This is a genomic window from Tsukamurella serpentis (assembly GCF_054780975.1).
Window position 1 is genome coordinate 266,811 of the sequence record NZ_BAAGVH010000003.1, and the last position, 19,494, is coordinate 286,304.

The following is a 19,494-nucleotide window of genomic DNA, read 5'->3' on the forward strand; positions in this document are numbered from 1 at the left end:
CGGTCCGCGATGTGGGAAGGCGCGCCCTCGGGTACCCGATCCGGAGCTGTCTCCTACACCCTGTAGTTGACGACTTGCCCTCGTTTGGGACACTGGAAGTCGTGAGTTCCCCCTCGGCCCCCGGCCGCGACGCAACAGCCCCCGTCAGCGCCTCGCTCTTCGACCGCGCCACCCGCTCGATCCCCGGTGGGGTGAACTCCCCGGTCCGTGCCTTCTCCGCGGTCGGGGGTACCCCGCGGTTCATCACCTCCGCGTCGGGCTCGACGCTGGTGGACGCCGACGGCAATCGCTACGTGGACCTGGTCGCCAGCTGGGGCCCGATGATCCTCGGCCACGCCCACCCCGCCGTCGTCGACGCGGTGGCGCGGGCCGCGACCACGGGCCTGAGCTTCGGCGCCCCCACCGAGGCCGAGATCGAGCTGGCCGAGGAGATCACCGCGCGGGTGGCCCCCGTCGAGCGGGTCCGCCTGGTCAACTCCGGTACCGAGGCCACCATGAGCGCCGTGCGCCTGGCCCGCGGCGTCACCGGGCGCGCCAAGATCATCAAGTTCTCCGGCTGCTACCACGGCCACGTCGACGCGCTGCTCGCCGATGCCGGCTCCGGCATCGCGACCCTCGGCCTGCCCACCAGCCCCGGGGTGACCGGCGCGCAGGCCGCCGACACCCTGGTGCTTCCCTACAACGATCTCGACGCCGTCCGCGCGGCCTTCGCTCAGTACCCCGGCCAGATCGCCGCCGTGATCACGGAGGCCGCCGCCGGCAACATGGGCGCGGTACCGCCGGAGCCCGGCTTCAACCAGGGGCTGCGCGAGATCACCCGCGCCGACGGTGCCCTGCTCATCCTGGACGAGGTGATGACCGGCTTCCGGGTCAGCCGCGCGGGCTGGTACGGCCTCGACCCGGTGGACGCCGATCTGTTCACCTTCGGGAAGGTGATGTCCGGCGGGCTGCCCGCAGCGGCCTTCGGCGGCAGCGCCGACGTGATGGGCCACCTGGCCCCGCTCGGCCCCGTCTACCAGGCCGGGACGCTCTCCGGGAACCCCGTCGCCATGGCCGCGGGCCTGGCCACCCTGCGCAACGCCACCGACGAGGTGTACGCGGCGCTCGACGCCAACAGCACCCGACTGGGCACGCTGATCGGGGAGGCACTGACCGCCGAGGGTGTGACCCACCACGTCCAGTACGCCGGGAACCTGGTCTCGGTGTTCTTCACCGAGGGGCCGGTCACCGACTACCAGCAGGCCAAGGCCGCACAGACCCACCGCTTCGCCCCGTTCTTCCACTCCCTGCTGTCCCAGGGGGTGTACCCGCCGCCCAGCGCGTTCGAGGCGTGGTTCGTCTCGGCCGCACTGACCGACACCGATTTCGAGACCATCGCGGCGGCCCTGCCCGCTGCCGCCCGTGCGGCCGCCGGCGCCGCTCCCCAGGAATAGGACGCCGACCATGGCCGACCCGAAGCCCCAGGCTCAGACCCAGCCCCAGACGATCGTGCACGTGATGCGGCACGGCGAGGTTCACAATCCCGACGGCGTGCTGTACGGCCGCCTGCCCGGTTTCCGGCTCTCGGACACCGGCCGCGCTCAGGCGCAGACGGTGGCCGACGCCCTCGCCGACCACGACATCACCGCCGTCTTCGCCTCGCCGCTCCAGCGCGCGCAGGAGACGGCGACCCCGATCGCCGCGGCCCACGGCCTGACCATCATCACCGACGAGGAGCTGATCGAGGCGGACAACCGCTTCGAGGGACTGCGGGTCTCCGTCGGCGACGGTGCCCTGCGGCAGCCCCGGCACTGGCCCAAGCTGCGGGACCCGTTCACCCCGTCCTGGGGTGAGCCCTACCTGCAGATCGCGCACCGGATGGTCGGTGTGGTCGACATCGCCCGCGAGCGGGCCCGCGGCCACGAGGCGGTGCTGGTGAGCCACCAGTTGCCGGTGGTCACCCTGCGCCGTTACCTGGAGGGCAAGCGGCTCTGGCACGACCCCCGGAAGCGGCAGTGCTCGCTCGCCTCGCTGACCAGCCTGGTCTTCGAGGGCGACGCGCTGGTCGACCTGGTGTACTCCGAGCCGGCGGGCGCCTCCGACCCGCTGGTCACCGGCGCATGAGGGGCCGCCTCGCGGGTCTGGCCACCGCGCTGCTGGCGGCCTCGGTCGCCCTGACCGGCTGCGTCCAGTACGCCGACCAGAGTGCCAAGGGCGGCGTCATCGCGCCCGGCGGCAAGGTCGAGCAGTTCTACGCCCCGGACCAGCGCAGCACCGTCGAGGACTTCTCCGGTCCGAGCGTCACCGACTCCGCCGCCACTGTGAAACTGTCCGACTTCGCGGGCAAGGTCGTGGTGGTCAACGTGTGGGGATCGTGGTGTGCCCCGTGCCGGATCGAGTCGCCCGAACTCGAACGCGCCTACCAGGCCACCAAGGCCCGGGGTGTCGAGTTCCTCGGGATCAACGTCCGCGAGACCGCCGGTGACGACGCCGCCCGCGATTTCATCCGGTCCCAGGGGCTGACCTACCCGTCGATCTACGATCCGCCCGGCCGGACCCTGCTCGCGATCGGTGAGCAGTACCCGACCACCGTGGTGCCGATGACCTTCGTGCTCGACCGCAAGCACCGGGTCGCCGCCTCGTACCTGACCACGGTCAGTGAGAAGCAGCTGATGGGCACCATCGAGAAGGTGCTGGGGGAGGGCTGATGGGAGAGGCTTTCGCCACCGCCGCCGTCTCCGGACCGCTGCTGCTCGCGCTCGGTGCCTGCCTGCTCGCCGGGCTGGTCTCGTTCGCCTCGCCGTGCATCGTTCCGCTGGTCCCCGGGTACCTGTCGTACCTGGCCGGACTGGTCGGTGCCGAGGCGCCCGCAGCCACCGTCGAGGAGGCCCGCGCCGGAGCCCGCGCCGGACGGTGGCGGGTGATGGGTGCGGCGCTGCTGTTCGTCGCCGGTTTCACCGCCGTCTTCCTGCTGATGACGATGTCGGTGTTCGGCCTGGCGGCGTCGATCCGGCTCAACGCCGAGACGCTGATGCGGATCGGCGGCGTGATCACCATCGTGATGGGCCTGGCCTTCATCGGCCTGGTCCCGATGCTCGAACGCGATGTGCGGTTCGCGCCGCGGCAGTGGACCACCCTCGCCGGTGCACCACTGCTCGGCGGGGTGTTCGCACTGGGCTGGACCCCGTGCATCGGACCCACGCTGGCCGGGGTGCTGTCGATCGTGGTCGGCACCGACGCCGAGCCCGCCCGCGGCGCCGCCCTGATCGTGGCCTACTGCCTGGGCCTGGGCCTGCCGTTCATCGTCCTGGCGGTCGGCTCGACGGTGGCCGTACGCGCCGTCGGGTGGCTGCGCCGCAACTCCCGCCGCATCCAGGTCTTCGGCGGTGTGCTGATGATCGTGGTCGGCATCGCACTGGTCACCGGCTACTGGGCCGACTTCATCGACCTGGTGCGCCGCCTGTTCGTCTCCAACACGGTGATGCCGATCTGATGAGTACTCCAATCAAACAATCCCCGTTGCGCCGCGTCCTGGCGGTGATCCGCAATGCCTGGCGGTCGCTGACCTCGATGAAGACAGCGCTGGTGCTGCTGTTCCTGCTGGCGGTCGCGGCCTTCCCGGGCGCTCTGCTGCCGCAGCGCGACATCGACGTCAGCGCCACCAACAAGTACCTCAACGACCACACCACGATCGGGCCGATCCTGGACAAGCTCCAGTTGTTCGACGTCTTCCGCTCGGTGTGGTTCACCTCGATCTACGCGCTGTTGTTCGTCTCGCTGGTCGGCTGTATCGTGCCGCGCCTGTTCGAGCACGTCACCGCGCTGCGCACCGCGCCGGTGCCCACTCCGCGCAACCTGTCCCGGCTGCCGCGGCACACCACCCGCGAGAGCAGTGAGGACCCGGAGCAGGCCGCGCAGACGGTGCTCGCCGGGCTGCGCGGCTGGCGCAAGATCTCCCGCACCGAGAGCGCTGCGGGGGCTGCGGGCACCGTCACCGTCTCCGCGGAGAAGGGGTACCTGCGCGAGGCCGGGAACCTGGTCTTCCACGCCTCTCTACTGGGCATCCTGGTGGCGATCGGTGTGGGGCAGCAGTTCGGTTACGAGGGCTCGCGCATCGTCATCGAGGGCGACGGCGGGTTCTGCAACAGCTCGTCGAACTACGACAGCTTCCGGGCCGGCAACCTGGTGGACGGCACCGGGCTGGCGCCCTTCTGTGTGCGTGCCGACGACGTTCAGGCCACCTTCCTGCCGAACATGCAGCCGGAGATGTTCCGCACCCTGGCCTCGTACCAGGACCGGGAGAGCCTGCGTGCGGGCACCTGGAAGCAGTACGACATCGAGGTGAACCAGCCGCTGCGCACCGAGGGCGTGCGGGTCTACATGCTCGGCCACGGTTACGCCGGCACGTTCACCGTGACCTACCCGGACGGCTCGGTCCGCACTCAGACCATGCAGTTCGCGCCGCAGGACAAGGTGGTCTTCCTCAGTTCGGGTGCGCTGCGCTTCGACCCGCCCGCTCAGCTGTACCCGGACGAGCAGGAGCGCCGCACCAAGCAGATCGGGATCGAGGGCCTGCTCGCACCGACCAAGCAACTCGACGGTGCGCTGCTCACCTCGCGGTACCCGGCGCCGAACGATCCGGCCGTCGCGGTGGACATCTACCAGGGCGATACCGGTCTGGACACCGGCAAGCCGCAGAACATCTTCTCGCTCAGCCGGGATCAGATCGATTCGGGCCGGTTGGAGAAGAAGGCGCGGGTGAACCTGAACGTGGGGCAGGCGACCACGTTGCCGGACGGCACGCAGGTGCGTTTCGACGGGGTGAAGAACTTCGCGGCGCTGCAGGTGAGCCACAATCCGGCGCAGAACTGGACGCTGGCCTTCTCGATCGGGATGCTCGCCGGGTTGATCGTCTCGCTGACGGTCAAACGGCGGCGGGTGTTCGTGCGGCTGACTCCGCGTGAGGGCGGCGGTACCGTGATGGAGATCGCCGGACTGGCCCGCACCGATCAGGCCGGATGGAACGAAGACTTCGATGCACTGGCCGACCGTCTGGCCGGCGACAAAGGTGAAAAGGTGGCGCAGTAATGAACGTTCAACTCGCATCGGGGACCAATGAGTCGTTGGCCGGCTACGCCGAGTCGATGTTCCTCAGCGCCACCGCGATCTACGCCTTCGCGCTGGTGCTGCTGGTGATCGAGCTGGCCACCACGAGGGTCAGCGCCACTGCGGCGCGGGATCGCAGCCGCGAGCTGGTGGCGGCCGGCGGTGCGCCGATCGCCACCGAGGCCACGCCCGGTCTGGTGGTCGACGACGGCTCCCGGCGCAGCCGCTCCGAGCGGTTCGGGCGGATGGGTTACGCGGTGGTCGTGGCGGGTCTGCTGCTGCACGTCGCCTCGGTGATCTCCCGTGGCATCGCCACCGGCCGGATGCCCTGGGGCAACATGTACGAGTTCGTCTCGATCACCTGCGCGGGTGCGGTACTCGCGGGCCTGGTGCTGCTGCGCAAGTCGCAGACCCGTCCGGTTCTGGTGTTCGTGCTGGTCCCGGTGCTGGCGCTGATGTTCATCGCCGAGGGAGTGCTGTACACCACCGCCGGTCCCGTGGTGCCGGCGCTCAAGTCGTACTGGCTGGCGATCCACGTCTCGATCGTCTCGATCGGCGGCGGCATCTTCCTGGTCTCCGGGGTGGCGAGCCTGCTGTACCTGCTGCGCCGTCGCTACGAGCTGCCGGACGGAACGGTGGCGGTGCCGTCGAACGGTTACGGCCGGCTGGTGGAGGCGCTGCCCCCGGCGCAGGTGCTCGACCGGGTGGCCTACGGCACGGTGATCGTGGCCTTCCCGCTGTTCAGTGCCGGTGTGATCTGCGGCGCGATCTGGGCCGAGGCGGCTTGGGGCCGGCCGTGGGGCTGGGACCCGAAGGAGACGGTCTCGTTCATCTCCTGGGTGGTCTATGCCGCGTACCTGCACGCCCGGGCCACCGCGGTGTGGCGCAAGGCCGCGCCGTACCTGAACGTCCTCGGCTTCGTGACGATCGTCTTCAACCTGTTCTTCATCAACTACGTGGTGAGCGGGCTGCACTCGTACGCGGGCTGATCTAGGTTATTTAGCCTAGCAATGTAAATGGGCGCCGTGCTCACCGGGAATCCGGAGGTCACGGCGCCCACGCGAGGGGTCGGCGGCGGCTACGAGGTCGTGTTCTGATTCAGTAGAGCAAACACTTCCGAGGCGCGGAAGCGACGGTGTCCGCCGGGCGTGCGGACCGATCCGAGCAGTCCTGCGCCGGCCCATCGGGTGACCGTTTTCGGGTTCACGTTGAACAGTGCGGCCACCTGGCCTGGGGTCATGAGCCGTTCGGGCTGCCGCTGAGCCGTTGCGCGGGGGTCGGCCGGGCGCTGGCTGAGGTTCGGGTGTGCCATGGTCATGGTGCCCAGTATGCAGCGATTTGCCCGTGTATTCGAACCTCTATTGAACCGTCAACAATTGGTAAAATCGTATTCCGGACTCGGGGTAGGCTGGAGATCATGACGGAATCGGGTGCGCTCAAGCGGGCGCTGCTGCGAGACATCGCCCTGTACACGCTCTTTCGGCTGGGACTCGTCGCGGTGATCACCCTGCTGCTGTACGGGATCGGCCGCCTTTTCACCGACGACGTCCCGCCGGTGCCGGTGTTCCTGTTCGCCCTGGTGATCGCATTGCCGCTGTCGATGGTGGTGGGCAGAGGCCTGCGTGACCGGGTCACTCGGAGCGCCGCCGCAGTGGATCAGGCGCGTAAGGACAAGCGCAACGACTTCCGCAAGCGCCTGCAGGGAGCCGACGAGTGACCGTCGTCTGCGATCGGTCCGCGGACCGGTCGTGGGTGGACAACGCGGTCCGGCTGATCGAAGCGGACGCCCGGCGCAGTGCGGACACGCATCTGCTGCGCTTCCCGCTCGGCGAGTGGTCGCAGGGCACCTCCGAGGGACCCGCGGTGCAGCTCTACCTCAAGGACGAGACCACTCACATCACCGGCAGTCTCAAGCACCGTCTGGCGCGATCGTTGTTCCTGTACTCGCTGTGCAACGGCTGGGTCCGGGAGGGGACCACGGTGATCGAGGCCTCGTCGGGCTCCACGGCGGTCTCCGAGGCGTACTTCGCGAAGCTGCTGGGACTGCCCTTCGTCGCGGTGATGACGCGCACCACTTCGCCGGCGAAGGTGGCGCTGATCGAGCGCGAGGGCGGAACCTGCCACTTCGTCGATCGCGCCGACGAGGTGTACACCGAGGCCGCCCGGCTGGCGTTGGAACGGGGCGGTCACTACATGGACCAGTTCACGCACGCCGAGCGGGCCACCGACTGGCGCGGGAACAACAACATCGCCGAGTCGATCTTCTCGCAGTTGTCGTTGGAGGAGCATCCCGAGCCCGCCTGGATCGTGGTGGGCGCCGGCACCGGTGGCACGTCCGCGACCATCGGCAGGTACATCAGGTACCGGCGCCACGCGACCAGGCTGTGCGTGGTCGATCCGGAGAACTCCAGTTTCCTGCCCGGCTTCGAGGCCGGGGACTGCTCGGTGGAGACGGGGCAGTCGTCGCGGATCGAGGGGATCGGTCGCCCGCGGGTGGAGCCGTCGTTCATCCCGGAGATCGTGGACCGGATGGTCGGAGTGCCCGACGCGGGTTCGATCGCGGCGGCCCGTGTGGCGTCGTCGTTGCTCGGGCGGCGGGTGGGCGGCTCCACCGGCACGAACCTGTGGGGAGCGTTCGCGGTGATCGGCGAGATGGTGGCCACCGGTCGGTCGGGCAGCGTGGTCACCCTGCTCGCCGACGACGGGGACCGCTATCTCGACACCTACTTCGACGACGACTGGGTTCAGGCAGGCGGCTTCGATCTGATCCCGCCCACGCTGACCGTCGAACGGTTCCTGGCCGACGGCACCTGGCGGGACTAGTCCGAGCCGGGTGCACCGGGTGAGTCGCGTCCTGCGGGTGGTCTCGTTCACGAAAGCCATGCACACGGCGCATGGCCGAGAATCCCCTGTTCAGACGTGTTCCCGCGATGGTGAGTCATGCCCGCGGCGCATGGCTCAGATGAGGCGCAGGAACTCATCCATGCCGGGGAGCAGTTGCGGACGGTGCAGTAGTTCCACCCGGGAGGTGCGCATCATCCGCACGTAGTGCGTTTCGAGGTCGGGCAGCATGCCACCGGTACGCAGCAGGACCGCGAACTCGACCCGGCCGGCGCGGAGCTCGGCCAGCGGGTCTTCGAGTTCCACCGGTTCGGCGCGGAGGGTGTTCTCGCGGTTCCACCACCCGAGCGCGTTGTCCAGGCGCGGGGGTATCTCGAGATCGGCGCGGTGCCCGAAGCGCAGGCACCCCGGCCGCGCGCCGCTCAGTGCGCGGAGTGCATCGAAGTCGCTGATGATGCGGTCGATCAGGGTGATCGCAGGCTGCGCCCCGGGGCGCGAGCCGACTGCCCTGGGCGCCGCGCCGGAACAGCGGGAAGCCGACCAGGGCTTCGGCGGCGGTGACGGAGCGAGTGACGGTGGATTGCGCCACCCCGTGTACTCGTGCGGTCTCGCAGATGCTGCGCGTGCGGGCCACCGACGAAACCATGCGCAGGCGCTCGATATCGGACATGACCGGACGCTACCGCCGGGCACTGACGATTCCGGACCTCGACTGCTGACCGAACCCCGACCGGACTCCCGGTCATGCGTCGAGCGCATGGCCGATCCCTAGAAGATGCCTCTGACCTGGATCTTTCTGACCATGCGTGGAACGCATGGGTTCCCGGAACGACGACGGTGATCTTCGCCGCGCACCCTCGAAGTCCGCGCTGCCACCGCCGGACAGGAGGTTCAGGCGCCCAGCAGCAGGCCGGCCGCTGCACCGATCGACCACGCCAGCATCGCCAGGCCGGTCTGCGCCAGCGCGGGGATCAGGGCCGGTCCGTGAGCGCCGCGGAGCACCGGCAGCGCCGCGCGTACCGCCAGCGGCACCGAGACCAGTGTGAACAGCGTCCACGGCGTCGCCACCGCGGCCAGCGCCAGGCCCAGCACCGTCGGGACCGCCACCAGCGCCGCGAACAGGACCCGAGTGCGCGAATCCCCGAGGCGCACAGCGAGGGTGATCTTCCCGGATTCGCGGTCGGTGGGGATGTCGCGCAGATTGTTCGCCACCAGCACCGCGGAACTGTACGAGCCCACCGCGCACGCGGTGAGCAATCCCGCCGCATCGACCCGGCCGGCCTGCACGAACTGCGTGCCCAGCACCGCGACCAGACCGAAGAACACGAACACCGCGATCTCGCCGAACCCCAGATAACCGTAAGGACGCGAGCCGCCCGTGTAGAACCAGGCGCCGGCCACGCACCCCAGCCCCACCAGGATCAGCCACCAGGCCGAGGTCAGCGAGAGCACCACCCCGGCCGACCCGCCGACCGCGAAGCACGCGAACGCCGCCCGCTTCACCGCCTCCGGGGACGCCAGTGACGAACCGACCAGCCGCAACGGCCCCACCCGGTCGTCATCGGTGCCGCGGATGCCGTCGGAGTAGTCGTTGGCGTAGTTCACGCCCACGATCAGCGCCAACGACACGATCAGCGCCAGCAGCGCCTTCCACCAGACCGCGCACCCGGCGAACCCCGCCGCCCCGGTACCCGCGATCACCGGAGCGATCGCGTTCGGGAGCGTGCGGGGTCGGGCTCCTTGGAGCCACTGCGCGGGAGTCGCCATGCCTGCCACCCTATGCAGCCGCTACAGGATCGACGTGTCCAGGTCGAGCGTGGTGCGATCGAGCTTGGCCAGCAGATCGAACTCCGTGTGCGCCTTCGGCAGCTCGTAGGTGAAGAAGTACCGCGTAGCCGCCCGCTTACCGCGGTAGAAGGCGTCCTCACGGGCCGAACCGTCCTCGGCGTAGGTCGCCAGCGCCTGATCGAGCCACAGCCACGCCACGACCACGTGTCCCATACCGTCGAGATAGGCGGTCGCGTTCGCCAGCGACAGCGCCGGATCACCGGTACCGCCCAGGGTCATCGTCACCTCGACGGCGCGCTGCGCCGCCGCCCGCAGGTCGGCCGCGAACGGTGCCAGCTCCTCGAAGGCCTCGGCCCGAGCGGCGGTCGCCTCGAACCGGCCCAGCAGGGCGCCGAAGGCCGCGCCCCCGTGCTGCGGGACCTTGCGGCCCAGCAGGTCCAGACCGTGGATCGCCTTGGCGCCCTCGTGGATCGCGTTGAGCCGGTTGTCCCGGTACAACTGCTCGACGTTGAACTCCCGGGTGTACCCGTAGCCGCCGTGGATCTGAATGGCGTAGTCGTTGGCGCGGGTGGCCCACTCGCTCGGCCAGCTCTTGATGATCGGCGTCAGGAAATCCAGCAACTGTGCGGCGGCCGTGCGTTCGGTCTCGTCGGGGCAGGTGTGCGCATCGTCGACCAACTTCGCCCCGAACAGTGCCAGTGCCAGCCCGCCTTCGGCGTAACTCTTCTGTGCCAGCAGTATCCGCCGGACGTCCGGATGCTCGATGATCGGGACCTGCGGGCCCGTCGGCGCGGTCACCGGCCGGCCCTGCACCCGGGTCCTGGCGTACTCCAGCGACTGCAGGTAACCGGTGTAGCCGACGGCCGACGAGGCCAGACCCACCGCGACCCGGGCCTCGTTCATCATCTGGAACATCTGCACCAGGCCGCGGTTCTCCTCGCCGACCAGGTAGCCGGTGGCGTTCTCCAGCGACAGCAGGCAGTTGGTGGTGCCCTTGTTACCCATCTTGTGGTTCAGGCCCACCAGGTGCACGGGATTGCGCTCGCCGACCACGACCGCACCATCGTCACCCGCGCTGACCAGGTACTTCGGCACGATGAACAGTGAAATGCCCTTCACCCCATCCGGTGCGCCAGGCACTTTCGCCAGCACCAGGTGCACGATGTTCTCGGTCATCTCGTGGTCACCGCCGGTGATCCACATCTTGGTCCCGGTGATCGAGTACGTACCGTCACCGTTGGGCTTGGCCTTCGCGGTGATGTCGGCCAGCGCCGAACCGGCCTCCGGCTCGGACAGGCACATGGTGCCGGTGAACCGGCCCTCGATCATCGGATCCAGGAACAGCCGCTTCTGCTCATCGGTGCCGAACGAGCGGATCACGTTGCCGTTGCCCAGGGTGAGGCCCGCGTAAACGGTGGTCGCCACGTTCGCCGCCTGCAGCCACGCGAACATCGCCTTGCTGACCACCGACGGCAGGCCGATGCCGCCCTCGTCGGCCGGCAGCTCGGCGAAGGTCAACCCGGCCTCGTTGATCGCCGCCAGCCCGGCCTTGGTCTGCGGCAAGGTGATCGCGGTCCCATCGGCGGCGATCGTCGGCTCGTTGGCGTCGGCCTCCTTGAAGTGGTTCGACAGCTTCGAGACCGCGATGTCGGCGGCCAGGTCGAGCACCGCGTCGAAGGTCTCCTTGGAGTGATCGGAGAACTCCTCGCGCTTGGTGAGCGCCTCCGCATCGAGCCACTCGTACAACAGGAAGTCGACGTCGCGGGGGTTGAGCAGCGGGGTCTGCGCTGCGATGTTCTGCTTCACAGGGGTGTCCTTCGTCCTCGGGCCGGGATCGATCAAATCCTACTTGAATGTAGATTCTCGGAATCGCGCCGTCAGCGCGGCACGATCGACCTTGCCCGGACCGCGCCGGGGCAACTCGTCGAGCAGGTACACCGCCCGCGGCGCGGCGGTGCGGTCCAGCTCGGATTCAACGGCCGCGCGCAGCACCTCGACGGTGACGGCGGGCGCGCCCGGGCCGGACACCGGGACCACCGCGGCGGCCACCCGCTGTCCCCACCGCGGATCGGGCTGCGCGAACACGGCCACCTCGGCCACCCCGGGCACCGTCGCCAGCACCGCCTCGACCACCTGGGGCAGCACGGTCAGCCCGCCGGTGGAGATCGCCTCGTCCAGCCGGCCGGTGACGGTGAGCGTCCCGTCGGTCACAGTGCCTGCGTCGTCGGTGCGGAAGTGCCCGGACTCGGCGAAAGCGGGGTGATCGGGCAGGTTCCGGTAGCCCAGGGCCACCGTCGGACCGCCGATCACCACGCGCTGCTCCTCTCCGTCGAGCCGGATCGTCACGCCCGGAAGGGGTAGTCCGTCGTAGACGCAGCCGCCCGCGGTCTCGCTCATGCCGTACGTCCGGACCATCCTGATCCCGGCGGCCAGGGCCCGTTCCCGCAGCGCGACGGGGCACGCGGCGCCGCCGATCAGCACCCCGTCGAACCGGGCCAGCGCCGCGGTGGCGTCCGCATCGGCGAGCACCTTGACCAGTTGTGTCGGAACCAGCGACAGGTAACGCCGCTCGGCGGTCATGGCCGCGTGACCGGCGGCGAGGCTCGCCGGATCGAAGCCGCCGCGCAGGTCCACACCGATCGGGACGTACCCCGAGGCGAGGGAGCGGAGCATCACCTGCACTCCGGCGACGTGGTGCGGCGGCATGGCCAGCAGCCACTGTCCGGGACCGCCGAGCTCGGCGTGGGTGCCGGCCGCACTGGCGTCGAGGTTGTCCCGGGTGAGCATCGCGCCCTTGGGAGTGCCGGTGGTGCCCGAGGTGGCGACCACCAGCGCCGCGCGCTCGTCGATCGGCTCTCCGGCGGCGAGCGCGGAACACAGGCGTGCGGCCTCACGCGGATCGTGCGCCGGAACCGGCAGCAGAGCCGGGGCCGTGCCCGCGAGCAGTGCTTCCAGCTGCGGCAACGCCGATTCGACGGTGTCGATCGGCAGCGGTTGAAGGATCACGACGGGCCGGTGCCCGCCTCGGAGCCGGGGCCGGCAGGGGGATCGTCGTCGGAGTCATCGCCGGAATCGGGGCCGGCGTGGGTGTCGTGGGCGAGCGGCTCGTCGTCGAAGGGCCAGCCCTTGCGTTCGAGGCGTTCACGCACCCGGGTGATGTCCTTCTCCAGCGGCAGCTCGTGGGTGCGGCCGCTGATCGCGACACCGGCGTCGATGCGGGAGATCGGTTCGAGTCCCTCGACGGTCAGCTGCGCATCGTCGATCAACTCCCGGGTGACCTGCTTGACCTCGTCCTGGGTGAGCTGGCGGTCCAGCAGCGCCAGTAGCGGCTGGTAGTCGTTGCTGGGGACGCCGTCGGGGTAGCCGGCGCGCAGCCAATCCACGATCCTGGCGATGAAACCCGCACCAGAACTCATGAGCGCCCAACCTTCCGACGAATGCCTACTACGAGCATAGGGCGCGGACGCCGACGGCGCGGACCGTCGAACAGCCGATCCGTCAGCCGGTGAAACCGGTGAGCGGCCAGCCGCCCGCGGCGAGTTTGGCGGCCACCTGGTTCAGCTCCTCGGAACCGGGCTCGGTGTGCGTGATCCGGGTGATCGCGGCCTCGATCTCGTCGCGGTGCACCTCGTCGGGCCGGGCGGCGAGCAGCCGGCCGATCACGGTGTCGACCTCGTTGTCGGTCAGTGAACGCTTGAGCAGCGCGAGCAGCGGGAAGTAGTCCTTCGGGGGTACGCCCTCGGGGTAGCCGGCGCGCAGCCAGTCCAGGACCTGGGGAAGGACGCCGTCCTGCGGGTTCTCAGTGGTCATCGTCCTACTTCTTCTTCTCGAACCACGGGTAGATGTTCTCGAAGGTCAGCTCGTACTTGTAACCGGAGGCGACGATCATCGCCACACCGAGTACGACCGCCGCGACCACGATGGTGAACGCGATCGCGGCGAGCACGTTGCCGACCGGATTCGGCTTGTGGACGGTGCCGTCGGCCTGCTCGTGGCCGTTGCCGATGGCCAGGCCGCGTACGCCGACCGCGAACAGGGCCGGCAGGCCGGCGCCGAGGATCAGCCCGACCAGCAGGACCTTCCAGACCGCGTTGAGGGCCAGGGAGATGGTTTCCATGTCTTAGACCTTCGCAATCTTGTCGTCGGCGGTCGGAGCGACCGAGTTGGTCTCTTCGTCCCATTCGGCGTTGACGTTCTTCGAGTCGACCTTCTGCTGCTGGGCGCGCCAGTACATGTAGCCGGAGAGGGCGCAGAGCACGGCGAAGGCGACCAGCGGACCGGCCAGGCCGGGGATCTTCGCGGCGACGAACCACATGACGGCGCCGACCACGGCCGCGGCGGGCAGGGTGATCAGCCAGGCCGCGACCATCCGCACGGCGACGTTCCAGCGCACCTTGGCGCCGGGCTTGCCGACACCGGAGCCGAGGATCGAGCCGGTGGCCACGTGGGTGGTCGAGAGGGCGAAGCCGAGGTGGCTCGAGGCCAGGATGATGGTGGCCGACGACGCCTCGGCGGCCATGCCCTGCGGCGAACTGATCTCGATCAGGCCCTTGCCCAGGGTCCGGATGATCCGCCAGCCGCCGATGAAGGTGCCCAGTGCGATGGCGAAGGCCGCGGAGATCTTCACCCACAGTGGAACGCCGTGGGTGTTGTCCCAGAACAGCAGGCCGCCGCTGGCCTCCGGGGTGCCGGTGCTGTAGCCGATCAGGGCGAGGGTGATCACGCCCATGGTCTTCTGCGCGTCGTTGGTGCCGTGCGCGAGCGAGACCAGCGAGGCGGTGCCGATCTGGCCCCAGCGGAAGCCCTCCTCGGTGAACCGGGCGGCCACACCGGACACGATCTTGAAGATGACGAAGGTGCCGACGGCGGCCACGATGCCGGCGACGACCGGCGCGAACAGGGCAGGCAGCACGACCTTGCCGATCACACCGTCGAGCTTGCCGTGGCCGATCCAGACCACGCCGTTCAGGCCGAGCGCGGCGATGGTGGCGCCGATCATGCCTCCGAACAGGGCGTGCGAGCTGGAACTGGGCAGGCCCAGCAGCCAGGTCAGCAGGTTCCAGACGATGCCGCCGATCAGGCCCGCGAGCACGATGATCAGCAGTGCCCGGCCGTGGTCGGCGGTGAACTCGGGTTTCGGTGATCCGTCCTTGTTCTGGATCTTGATCACCGCGTTGGTGACGGTCAGAGCGACCTCGACGGAGAGGAAGGCGCCGACCAGGTTGAGGATCGCCGAGAGGCTGACCGCGGTCTTGGGCTTGAGGGCGCCGGTCGCGATGGACGTGGCCATCGCATTGCCGGTGTCGTGGAAGCCGTTGGTGAAGTCGAAGGCGAGTGCTGTCACGATCACCAGGAGCAGGATGATCAGTTCGCTGTTCATGACGATGAGTGTGCTGCCGAACGGCGGAATCACCAAACCGGGGAGACGGATTTGCGGTGTCATTGACCTGCGGGTTCGCGAAGCCCGGAGATCGTTCATCGGATGTTCATCACCGGCGTTTCTGGATTGCCCGATTGTCCGGACGAAATGTTCCGATTCACCTGCTGGGAGTGGGGTCCCGGTGGACGGTGATTACTATTCGCGCATGGCGTCATTGGATGTCCGGGTGCTCGGTCAGGTCTCACTCTCGGTGGACGGTGCCCCGAACGAGGTGTCGGGGGTCAAGCCGCGGTCGGTGCTCGCGCTGCTGGTGATGAACCGGGGCCGGGCGGTCACCGTCGACTCGTTGAGCGAGCAGGTGTGGGACGGCCGGCCCCCCGCGTCGGCGCGGGCCAGCCTGCAGGTCTTCGTCAGCGGCCTGCGCAAGGCGCTGCGCGGTCCGGGTGCCGGTTCCGGTCTGGACGCTCAACTGGTGACCTCGGGTTCGACCTATCGGCTCGACCTGCTGCCCGAACAGTCGGACATCGGCCGGTTCGAGGCGGCCCGGCGGCGCGGCACCGAGCTCGCCGCGGCGGCCCGGTTCGACGAGGCCTCGGCGATGTTCGCGGCGGCGCTCTCGGAGTTCCGCGGCGACGCGGTGGCCGATCTGCGGGGACTGCAGTTCGCGGACAACTTCGCGATCGGGATGGCGGAGGAGCGGGCCGCGGTGCAGTCCGCGATGTACGACGCGGAGATCGCGGCGGGTCGCGCGGCCTCGGTGATCGGCGAACTCCGCCGTTTGGTGTCGGAGAATCCGCTGCAGGAGCCGCTGTGGGGGCAGCTGATCACCGCGCTGTACGTGACCGGCCGGCAGGCCGACGCCCTGGAGGCGGCGCGGGAGCTGCGCCGGACGCTGGCCGACGAGTTGGGTGCCGATCCAGCGCCGGCGCTGGTGGAGCTGGAGGGGAAGGTGCTGCGGCAGGAGCAGCTCGCCTCGGTCCCGGTGGCCCCGGCCGCGGTACCGGACGGTCCTGCGTTCGACAAGACCGAGACCGATATCTCGGTGGTGGTCAAGCGTCCCCGCGGTGTGCTCGTCGCCCCCGACGGTACGGAGCACCCGGTGCACCGGGAGGTGCGGCTCGGGCGACTGCCGGACAACGACATCCCGATCGACGATGCCAAGGTCTCCCGTGAGCACGCCGTGATCACCAGCTCGGTGAGCGGTTTCGCGGTGCGCGATCTGCACTCCTCGAACGGCACCTACGTCGGGGACCGCCGCGTCGCCGGGCAACTGCCGCTCTCCGACGGTGACCGGCTCACCCTGGGCCGGACCACCTTCGAGTTCCGCGCGCTGGACGGATAGAACTTCCGCACGAACGTCGGTCTCAGCGGCGCTGACACGACAAAAGGCCAGGTCGCGAGACGCGAGCGCCGCTCAGGCCGACATTCGTGCGCTGCTCAGTAGTGCCAGGGGTACGGCGACCAGTCCGGGGCGCGCTTCTGAAGGAACGAGTCCCGGCCCTCGACCGCCTCATCGGTCATGTACGCCAGACGGGTCGCCTCTCCGGCGAACAACTGCTGCCCCACCAGGCCGTCATCGGGCAGGTTGAAGGCGTACTTGAGCATCCGCTGCGCCTGCGGGCTCTTGCCCAGGATGTCCGCGGTCCACTCCAGAGCGACGTCTTCGAGCCGGTCGTGATCGACCACCTCGTTCACCGCGCCCATGTGGTGCATCTGCTCCGCCGAGTAGGTCCGGCCCAGGAAGAAGATCTCCCGCGCGAACTTCTGGCCCACCTGCTTGGCCAGGTAGGCACTGCCGTAGCCGGCGTCGAAGCTGCCCACGTCGGCGTCGGTCTGCTTGAACCGGGCGTGCTCGCGGGAGGCCAGGGTCAGGTCGCAGGTCACGTGCAGCGAATGCCCGCCGCCCGCGGCCCACCCGTTGACCAGGGCGATCACCACCTTCGGCATGAACCGGATCAGCCGCTGCACCTCCAGGATGTGCAGCCGTCCGGCGCGGCCCTGCTGCACCGTGTCGGCGGTCTCGCCGAGGCGCCCGGTCTCCGGCTCGGTCTCGGTGTACTGGTAGCCGCTTCGTCCCCGGATCCGCTGGTCGCCGCCCGAGCAGAACGCCCACACCCCGTCCTTCGGCGCCGGACCGTTACCGGTGAGCAGCACCGCACCCACGTCCGCGGACTGCCGCGCATGGTCGAGCGCGGCGAACAACTCGTCGACGGTGTGCGGGCGGAAGGCGTTACGCACCTCCGGCCGGTCGAAGGCCACGCGCACCGTGCCCTGCGTGATGTGCCGGTGATAGGTGATGTCGGTCAGGTCCTCGAATCCGGGAACCGGTCGCCACAGCTCGGGGTTGAAAGTCACGACGCCGACTCTACTGTTGGCTGCATGGTCGACGTCGAGGAACTGGTGGCCGCCGCCCGGGTGGTGCGCCTACCGATGCGGATCCGCTTCCGCGGAATCACCGTCCGCGAGGCGGTGGTCTTCGAGGGTCCGTACGGCTGGGGCGAATTCGGCGCCTTCCCCGAGTACGACGACGCCGAGGCCGCGTCCTGGCTGCGCGCCGGTATCGAGGCCGCCTATCGGGGTCTGCCGGAGCCGCGGCGCACCGCGGTCGAGATCAACGCGACGATGCCCGCCGTCGCCGCCGAGCAGGTCCCGCAGGTGCTCCGGCGATTCCCCGGCTGCCGCACCGTCAAGGTCAAGGTCGCCGAACCGGGGCAGTCCCTGACCGATGATCTGGACCGCGTCGCAGCGGTACGGAACACGCTGCCCGGCAGTGTGATCCGAGTGGATGCCAACGGCGGTTGGAGTGTCGACCAAGCCTACGAGGCGATCTCACGACTGCTCGACGGCGGGCCGCTCGATTACGCCGAACAGCCCTGCGCCACCGTCGAGGAGCTCGCCGCACTGCGCCGACGACTGGGTGGCGCCTGTGGCATCGCCGCAGACGAATCCATCCGCCGCGCAGCCGATCCGATGCGAGTTGCGGAGCTCGGCGCCGCCGACGTGGCGGTGGTGAAAGTCGCCCCGCTCGGCGGCGTCCGTGCGGTTCTCGCCGTCGCGGATGCACTGAAAGACGCTGCCGGGGTGCGGGTCACGGTGTCGTCGGCGCTCGATACCGCGGTCGGTCTCGGCGCCGGCATCGTCGCCGCGGCGTGTTTGCCGGAGGGCGGTGCCGCAGGGCTGGGCACCGGTGGCTTCTTCACCGCCGACCTCGGTGAGCACCGGGTGATCGACGGTGCCCTGGCGGTGCGGCGGATCGCGCCGGCACCGGAGCTGCTCGCCGCCGTGGAGATCGGCGGTGAGCGCCGCGACTGGTGGCTGCACCGCCTGCGGCGGTGCCACACCTTGCTCGGGGAGACTCCGGCCGGAACGGACTACTTCCAGGGGGCGTAGGCCCAGCCCAGCAGGCGGTGCGGACGAGGATTCGGTGCATCGATCACCTGGATCTGGCTGCCGTCACCGTAACCGCGCTGGAGACCCTGCACGCCTCCGCTGAGGTACGTCCCGTCCCCCAGGGAGATGTCCACGTGATAGCCGTAGTCGCTCTGCGTGAACACCAGTGCGCCGCGCGGTGCCGGCAACTCGGAGTTGCCCAGGCCCTTGGCTTTGAGCGCCTCGTAGAACGAGCGCGCCGAATCGCGGGGGATGCCGTTGGCGGTGGTGCGGCCGTAGGCGAAGTCGACGAAATCCTCACAGCCGTACTCGCCGAAGGTGTCCGTACCCAGCAGCGTCATACCGCGGGCGATGGCCGCCTCGACGTTCGCCGCGTTCGCGGCGGGTGCCCCGATCACACCCAGCGTGCCCACCAGGGCCAGTGACAGGACTGTGGTCAGCAGCGTTCTCATTCCCGAGTTCTACTCCGTCCGGTGTGGGATTTCACGGATTTCGGGCGGCAAGTCGGGCTTCGCCGCCGAGAACCTGTCGGCCGCACCGCCTAGGATCGCGGGTATGGAGAACCTGATGGAGCAGCTGGGCGCCGCGATGACCGGCGATGTCGCTGAGCGCAAGCAGCAGCTCGAGGCGCTGTGGGCGCAGATCGACCCGCATGATCACGCCGCCCGCTGCATCGCGGCGCACTACATCGCCGACGCGCAGGACGAGGTGGACGCCGAGGTCCGCTGGGACGAGACCTGTCTCGCCGAATCGGTGCACGTCTCCGACGCCGATCTGCAGGCCGTGCACGAGTCCCTGTCGGTGGCCGGGTTCATGCCGTCGCTGCACCTGAACCTCGCCGATGGCTACCGCCGGCAGGGCCGTTTCGTCGAGGCGGGGGACAGCCTGCAGACCAGCCGTGAGTTCGACTTCGCGCTCGACGGTGCCCTCGATCCGGCCTACGCCGCCGGTATCCGCGAGGCGCAGGAAACCGTGGCCGCCAAGATCGCGGCCGAGGATCGCGGCTGACG

General features: G+C 69.4%; 22 protein-coding genes and 1 pseudogene. 11 read left to right on the forward strand and 12 right to left on the reverse strand.

Annotated features, from left to right (window positions below):
* Window positions 1–101: 101 nt before the first annotated feature.
* From hemL to ccsB, 6 genes are read left to right on the forward strand one after another with little or no spacing between them, the layout of a single operon-like run.
* The gene (gene hemL, locus ACYVHG_RS09460; protein WP_461167194.1) at window positions 102–1,433 is read left to right on the forward strand and encodes a glutamate-1-semialdehyde 2,1-aminomutase; all 1,332 of its coding nucleotides are present in this window, start codon (window positions 102–104) and stop codon (window positions 1,431–1,433) included.
* A 10-nt stretch (window positions 1,434–1,443) separates the two neighbouring features.
* Window positions 1,444–2,103, forward strand: a complete 660-nt coding sequence (locus tag ACYVHG_RS09465; protein ID WP_461167195.1) for a histidine phosphatase family protein — start codon at window positions 1,444–1,446, stop codon at window positions 2,101–2,103.
* Window positions 2,100–2,687 (forward strand): TlpA disulfide reductase family protein, encoded by a 588-nt coding sequence (locus ACYVHG_RS09470; RefSeq protein WP_461167196.1) that lies wholly within the window; start codon window positions 2,100–2,102, stop codon window positions 2,685–2,687. The genes ACYVHG_RS09465 and ACYVHG_RS09470 overlap by 4 nt, the downstream gene beginning before the upstream one ends.
* Complete coding sequence (locus ACYVHG_RS09475; RefSeq protein WP_461167197.1) at window positions 2,687–3,472, forward strand: cytochrome c biogenesis CcdA family protein; 786 nt, start codon at window positions 2,687–2,689, stop codon at window positions 3,470–3,472. Before ACYVHG_RS09470 ends, ACYVHG_RS09475 begins: the two co-directional genes overlap by 1 nt.
* The gene (gene resB / locus ACYVHG_RS09480) at window positions 3,472–5,067 is read left to right on the forward strand and encodes a cytochrome c biogenesis protein ResB (protein ID WP_461167198.1); all 1,596 of its coding nucleotides are present in this window, start codon (window positions 3,472–3,474) and stop codon (window positions 5,065–5,067) included. The genes ACYVHG_RS09475 and resB overlap by 1 nt, the downstream gene beginning before the upstream one ends.
* On the forward strand, window positions 5,067–6,074 hold the full coding sequence (gene ccsB, locus ACYVHG_RS09485) for a c-type cytochrome biogenesis protein CcsB (RefSeq protein ID WP_461167199.1): 1,008 nt from the start codon (window positions 5,067–5,069) through the stop codon (window positions 6,072–6,074). Before resB ends, ccsB begins: the two co-directional genes overlap by 1 nt.
* A gap of 89 nt (window positions 6,075–6,163) precedes the next feature.
* Here ccsB and ACYVHG_RS09490 read toward each other — a convergent pair whose 3' ends face one another.
* On the reverse strand, window positions 6,164–6,325 hold the full coding sequence (locus tag ACYVHG_RS09490; protein ID WP_461167640.1) for a BldC family transcriptional regulator: 162 nt from the start codon (window positions 6,323–6,325) through the stop codon (window positions 6,164–6,166).
* A 177-nt stretch (window positions 6,326–6,502) separates the two neighbouring features.
* Between ACYVHG_RS09490 and ACYVHG_RS09495 the strand changes: the two genes are divergently transcribed.
* Both ACYVHG_RS09495 and cds1 read left to right on the forward strand, forming a co-directional pair.
* Window positions 6,503–6,802 carry a DUF4229 domain-containing protein gene (locus tag ACYVHG_RS09495; protein WP_461167200.1) on the forward strand — a complete coding sequence of 100 codons (300 nt, stop codon included), beginning with the start codon at window positions 6,503–6,505 and terminating at the stop codon, window positions 6,800–6,802.
* Window positions 6,799–7,908 (forward strand): L-cysteine desulfhydrase Cds1, encoded by a 1,110-nt coding sequence (cds1, locus tag ACYVHG_RS09500; protein ID WP_461167201.1) that lies wholly within the window; start codon window positions 6,799–6,801, stop codon window positions 7,906–7,908. The genes ACYVHG_RS09495 and cds1 overlap by 4 nt, the downstream gene beginning before the upstream one ends.
* Window positions 7,909–8,043: 135 nt before the next feature.
* Here cds1 and ACYVHG_RS09505 read toward each other — a convergent pair whose 3' ends face one another.
* The 9 genes and pseudogenes from ACYVHG_RS09505 to ACYVHG_RS09545 form a co-directional block, all read right to left on the reverse strand.
* On the reverse strand, window positions 8,044–8,232 hold the full coding sequence (locus ACYVHG_RS09505; RefSeq protein ID WP_461167659.1) for a hypothetical protein: 189 nt from the start codon (window positions 8,230–8,232) through the stop codon (window positions 8,044–8,046).
* A gap of 190 nt (window positions 8,233–8,422) precedes the next feature.
* A pseudogene (locus ACYVHG_RS09510) lies at window positions 8,423–8,596 on the reverse strand (helix-turn-helix domain-containing protein); the annotation flags it as partial.
* 221 nt (window positions 8,597–8,817) lie between these two features.
* Entirely contained in the window at window positions 8,818–9,693 is an 876-nt protein-coding gene (locus ACYVHG_RS09515) for a 1,4-dihydroxy-2-naphthoate polyprenyltransferase (RefSeq protein WP_461167202.1), read from the reverse strand.
* A 21-nt stretch (window positions 9,694–9,714) separates the two neighbouring features.
* Window positions 9,715–11,520: an acyl-CoA dehydrogenase gene (locus ACYVHG_RS09520; protein WP_461167203.1), complete on the reverse strand. Its 1,806-nt coding sequence runs from the start codon at window positions 11,518–11,520 to the stop codon at window positions 9,715–9,717.
* A 39-nt stretch (window positions 11,521–11,559) separates the two neighbouring features.
* Complete coding sequence (gene menE, locus ACYVHG_RS09525) at window positions 11,560–12,720, reverse strand: o-succinylbenzoate--CoA ligase (RefSeq protein WP_461167204.1); 1,161 nt, start codon at window positions 12,718–12,720, stop codon at window positions 11,560–11,562.
* On the reverse strand, window positions 12,717–13,130 hold the full coding sequence (locus ACYVHG_RS09530; RefSeq protein ID WP_461167205.1) for a DUF3349 domain-containing protein: 414 nt from the start codon (window positions 13,128–13,130) through the stop codon (window positions 12,717–12,719). The genes menE and ACYVHG_RS09530 overlap by 4 nt, the downstream gene beginning before the upstream one ends.
* A gap of 82 nt (window positions 13,131–13,212) precedes the next feature.
* Window positions 13,213–13,524 carry a DUF3349 domain-containing protein gene (locus ACYVHG_RS09535; RefSeq protein WP_461167206.1) on the reverse strand — a complete coding sequence of 104 codons (312 nt, stop codon included), beginning with the start codon at window positions 13,522–13,524 and terminating at the stop codon, window positions 13,213–13,215.
* Window positions 13,525–13,528: 4 nt separating this feature from the next.
* Window positions 13,529–13,831 (reverse strand): hypothetical protein, encoded by a 303-nt coding sequence (locus ACYVHG_RS09540; protein WP_461167207.1) that lies wholly within the window; start codon window positions 13,829–13,831, stop codon window positions 13,529–13,531.
* A gap of 3 nt (window positions 13,832–13,834) precedes the next feature.
* Window positions 13,835–15,094: an inorganic phosphate transporter gene (locus ACYVHG_RS09545; RefSeq protein WP_461167208.1), complete on the reverse strand. Its 1,260-nt coding sequence runs from the start codon at window positions 15,092–15,094 to the stop codon at window positions 13,835–13,837.
* Between the two features lie 205 nt (window positions 15,095–15,299).
* On the opposite strand from ACYVHG_RS09545, the gene ACYVHG_RS09550 reads away from it, so the two are divergent.
* Complete coding sequence (locus tag ACYVHG_RS09550; protein ID WP_461167209.1) at window positions 15,300–16,436, forward strand: BTAD domain-containing putative transcriptional regulator; 1,137 nt, start codon at window positions 15,300–15,302, stop codon at window positions 16,434–16,436.
* 95 nt (window positions 16,437–16,531) lie between these two features.
* Here ACYVHG_RS09550 and ACYVHG_RS09555 read toward each other — a convergent pair whose 3' ends face one another.
* Window positions 16,532–17,449, reverse strand: a complete 918-nt coding sequence (locus ACYVHG_RS09555) for a 1,4-dihydroxy-2-naphthoyl-CoA synthase (RefSeq protein ID WP_461167210.1) — start codon at window positions 17,447–17,449, stop codon at window positions 16,532–16,534.
* Between the two features lie 24 nt (window positions 17,450–17,473).
* On the opposite strand from ACYVHG_RS09555, the gene ACYVHG_RS09560 reads away from it, so the two are divergent.
* Window positions 17,474–18,484 carry an o-succinylbenzoate synthase gene (locus tag ACYVHG_RS09560; protein ID WP_461167211.1) on the forward strand — a complete coding sequence of 337 codons (1,011 nt, stop codon included), beginning with the start codon at window positions 17,474–17,476 and terminating at the stop codon, window positions 18,482–18,484.
* Here ACYVHG_RS09560 and ACYVHG_RS09565 read toward each other — a convergent pair.
* Complete coding sequence (locus tag ACYVHG_RS09565; RefSeq protein WP_461167212.1) at window positions 18,466–18,936, reverse strand: hypothetical protein; 471 nt, start codon at window positions 18,934–18,936, stop codon at window positions 18,466–18,468. The two genes, ACYVHG_RS09560 and ACYVHG_RS09565, sit on opposite strands and share 19 nt — an antisense overlap.
* A 103-nt stretch (window positions 18,937–19,039) precedes the next feature.
* On the opposite strand from ACYVHG_RS09565, the gene ACYVHG_RS09570 reads away from it, so the two are divergent.
* The gene (locus ACYVHG_RS09570; RefSeq protein WP_461167213.1) at window positions 19,040–19,492 is read left to right on the forward strand and encodes a hypothetical protein; all 453 of its coding nucleotides are present in this window, start codon (window positions 19,040–19,042) and stop codon (window positions 19,490–19,492) included.
* The last annotated feature ends 2 nt before the right edge of the window (window positions 19,493–19,494 follow it).

Excerpts from the sequence above, each read along its gene's own strand:
- ccsB (WP_461167199.1), top strand. The coding sequence starts at position 5,067 with ATGAACGTTCAACTCGCATCGGGGACCAATGAGTCGTTGGCCGGCTAC.
- ACYVHG_RS09535 (WP_461167206.1), bottom strand. The coding sequence starts at position 13,524 with ATGACCACTGAGAACCCGCAGGACGGCGTCCTTCCCCAGGTCCTGGAC.
- ACYVHG_RS09490 (WP_461167640.1), bottom strand. The coding sequence starts at position 6,325 with ATGACCCCAGGCCAGGTGGCCGCACTGTTCAACGTGAACCCGAAAACG.
- ACYVHG_RS09550 (WP_461167209.1), top strand. The coding sequence starts at position 15,300 with ATGGCGTCATTGGATGTCCGGGTGCTCGGTCAGGTCTCACTCTCGGTG.
- ACYVHG_RS09540 (WP_461167207.1), bottom strand. The coding sequence starts at position 13,831 with ATGGAAACCATCTCCCTGGCCCTCAACGCGGTCTGGAAGGTCCTGCTG.
- ACYVHG_RS09530 (WP_461167205.1), bottom strand. The coding sequence starts at position 13,130 with ATGAGTTCTGGTGCGGGTTTCATCGCCAGGATCGTGGATTGGCTGCGC.
- ACYVHG_RS09515 (WP_461167202.1), bottom strand. The coding sequence starts at position 9,693 with ATGGCGACTCCCGCGCAGTGGCTCCAAGGAGCCCGACCCCGCACGCTC.
- ACYVHG_RS09565 (WP_461167212.1), bottom strand. The coding sequence starts at position 18,936 with ATGAGAACGCTGCTGACCACAGTCCTGTCACTGGCCCTGGTGGGCACG.
- ACYVHG_RS09465 (WP_461167195.1), top strand. The coding sequence starts at position 1,444 with ATGGCCGACCCGAAGCCCCAGGCTCAGACCCAGCCCCAGACGATCGTG.
- resB (WP_461167198.1), top strand. The coding sequence starts at position 3,472 with ATGAGTACTCCAATCAAACAATCCCCGTTGCGCCGCGTCCTGGCGGTG.
- ACYVHG_RS09560 (WP_461167211.1), top strand. The coding sequence starts at position 17,474 with ATGGTCGACGTCGAGGAACTGGTGGCCGCCGCCCGGGTGGTGCGCCTA.
- ACYVHG_RS09545 (WP_461167208.1), bottom strand. The coding sequence starts at position 15,094 with ATGAACAGCGAACTGATCATCCTGCTCCTGGTGATCGTGACAGCACTC.
- ACYVHG_RS09470 (WP_461167196.1), top strand. The coding sequence starts at position 2,100 with ATGAGGGGCCGCCTCGCGGGTCTGGCCACCGCGCTGCTGGCGGCCTCG.
- ACYVHG_RS09495 (WP_461167200.1), top strand. The coding sequence starts at position 6,503 with ATGACGGAATCGGGTGCGCTCAAGCGGGCGCTGCTGCGAGACATCGCC.
- ACYVHG_RS09475 (WP_461167197.1), top strand. The coding sequence starts at position 2,687 with ATGGGAGAGGCTTTCGCCACCGCCGCCGTCTCCGGACCGCTGCTGCTC.
- ACYVHG_RS09570 (WP_461167213.1), top strand. The coding sequence starts at position 19,040 with ATGGAGAACCTGATGGAGCAGCTGGGCGCCGCGATGACCGGCGATGTC.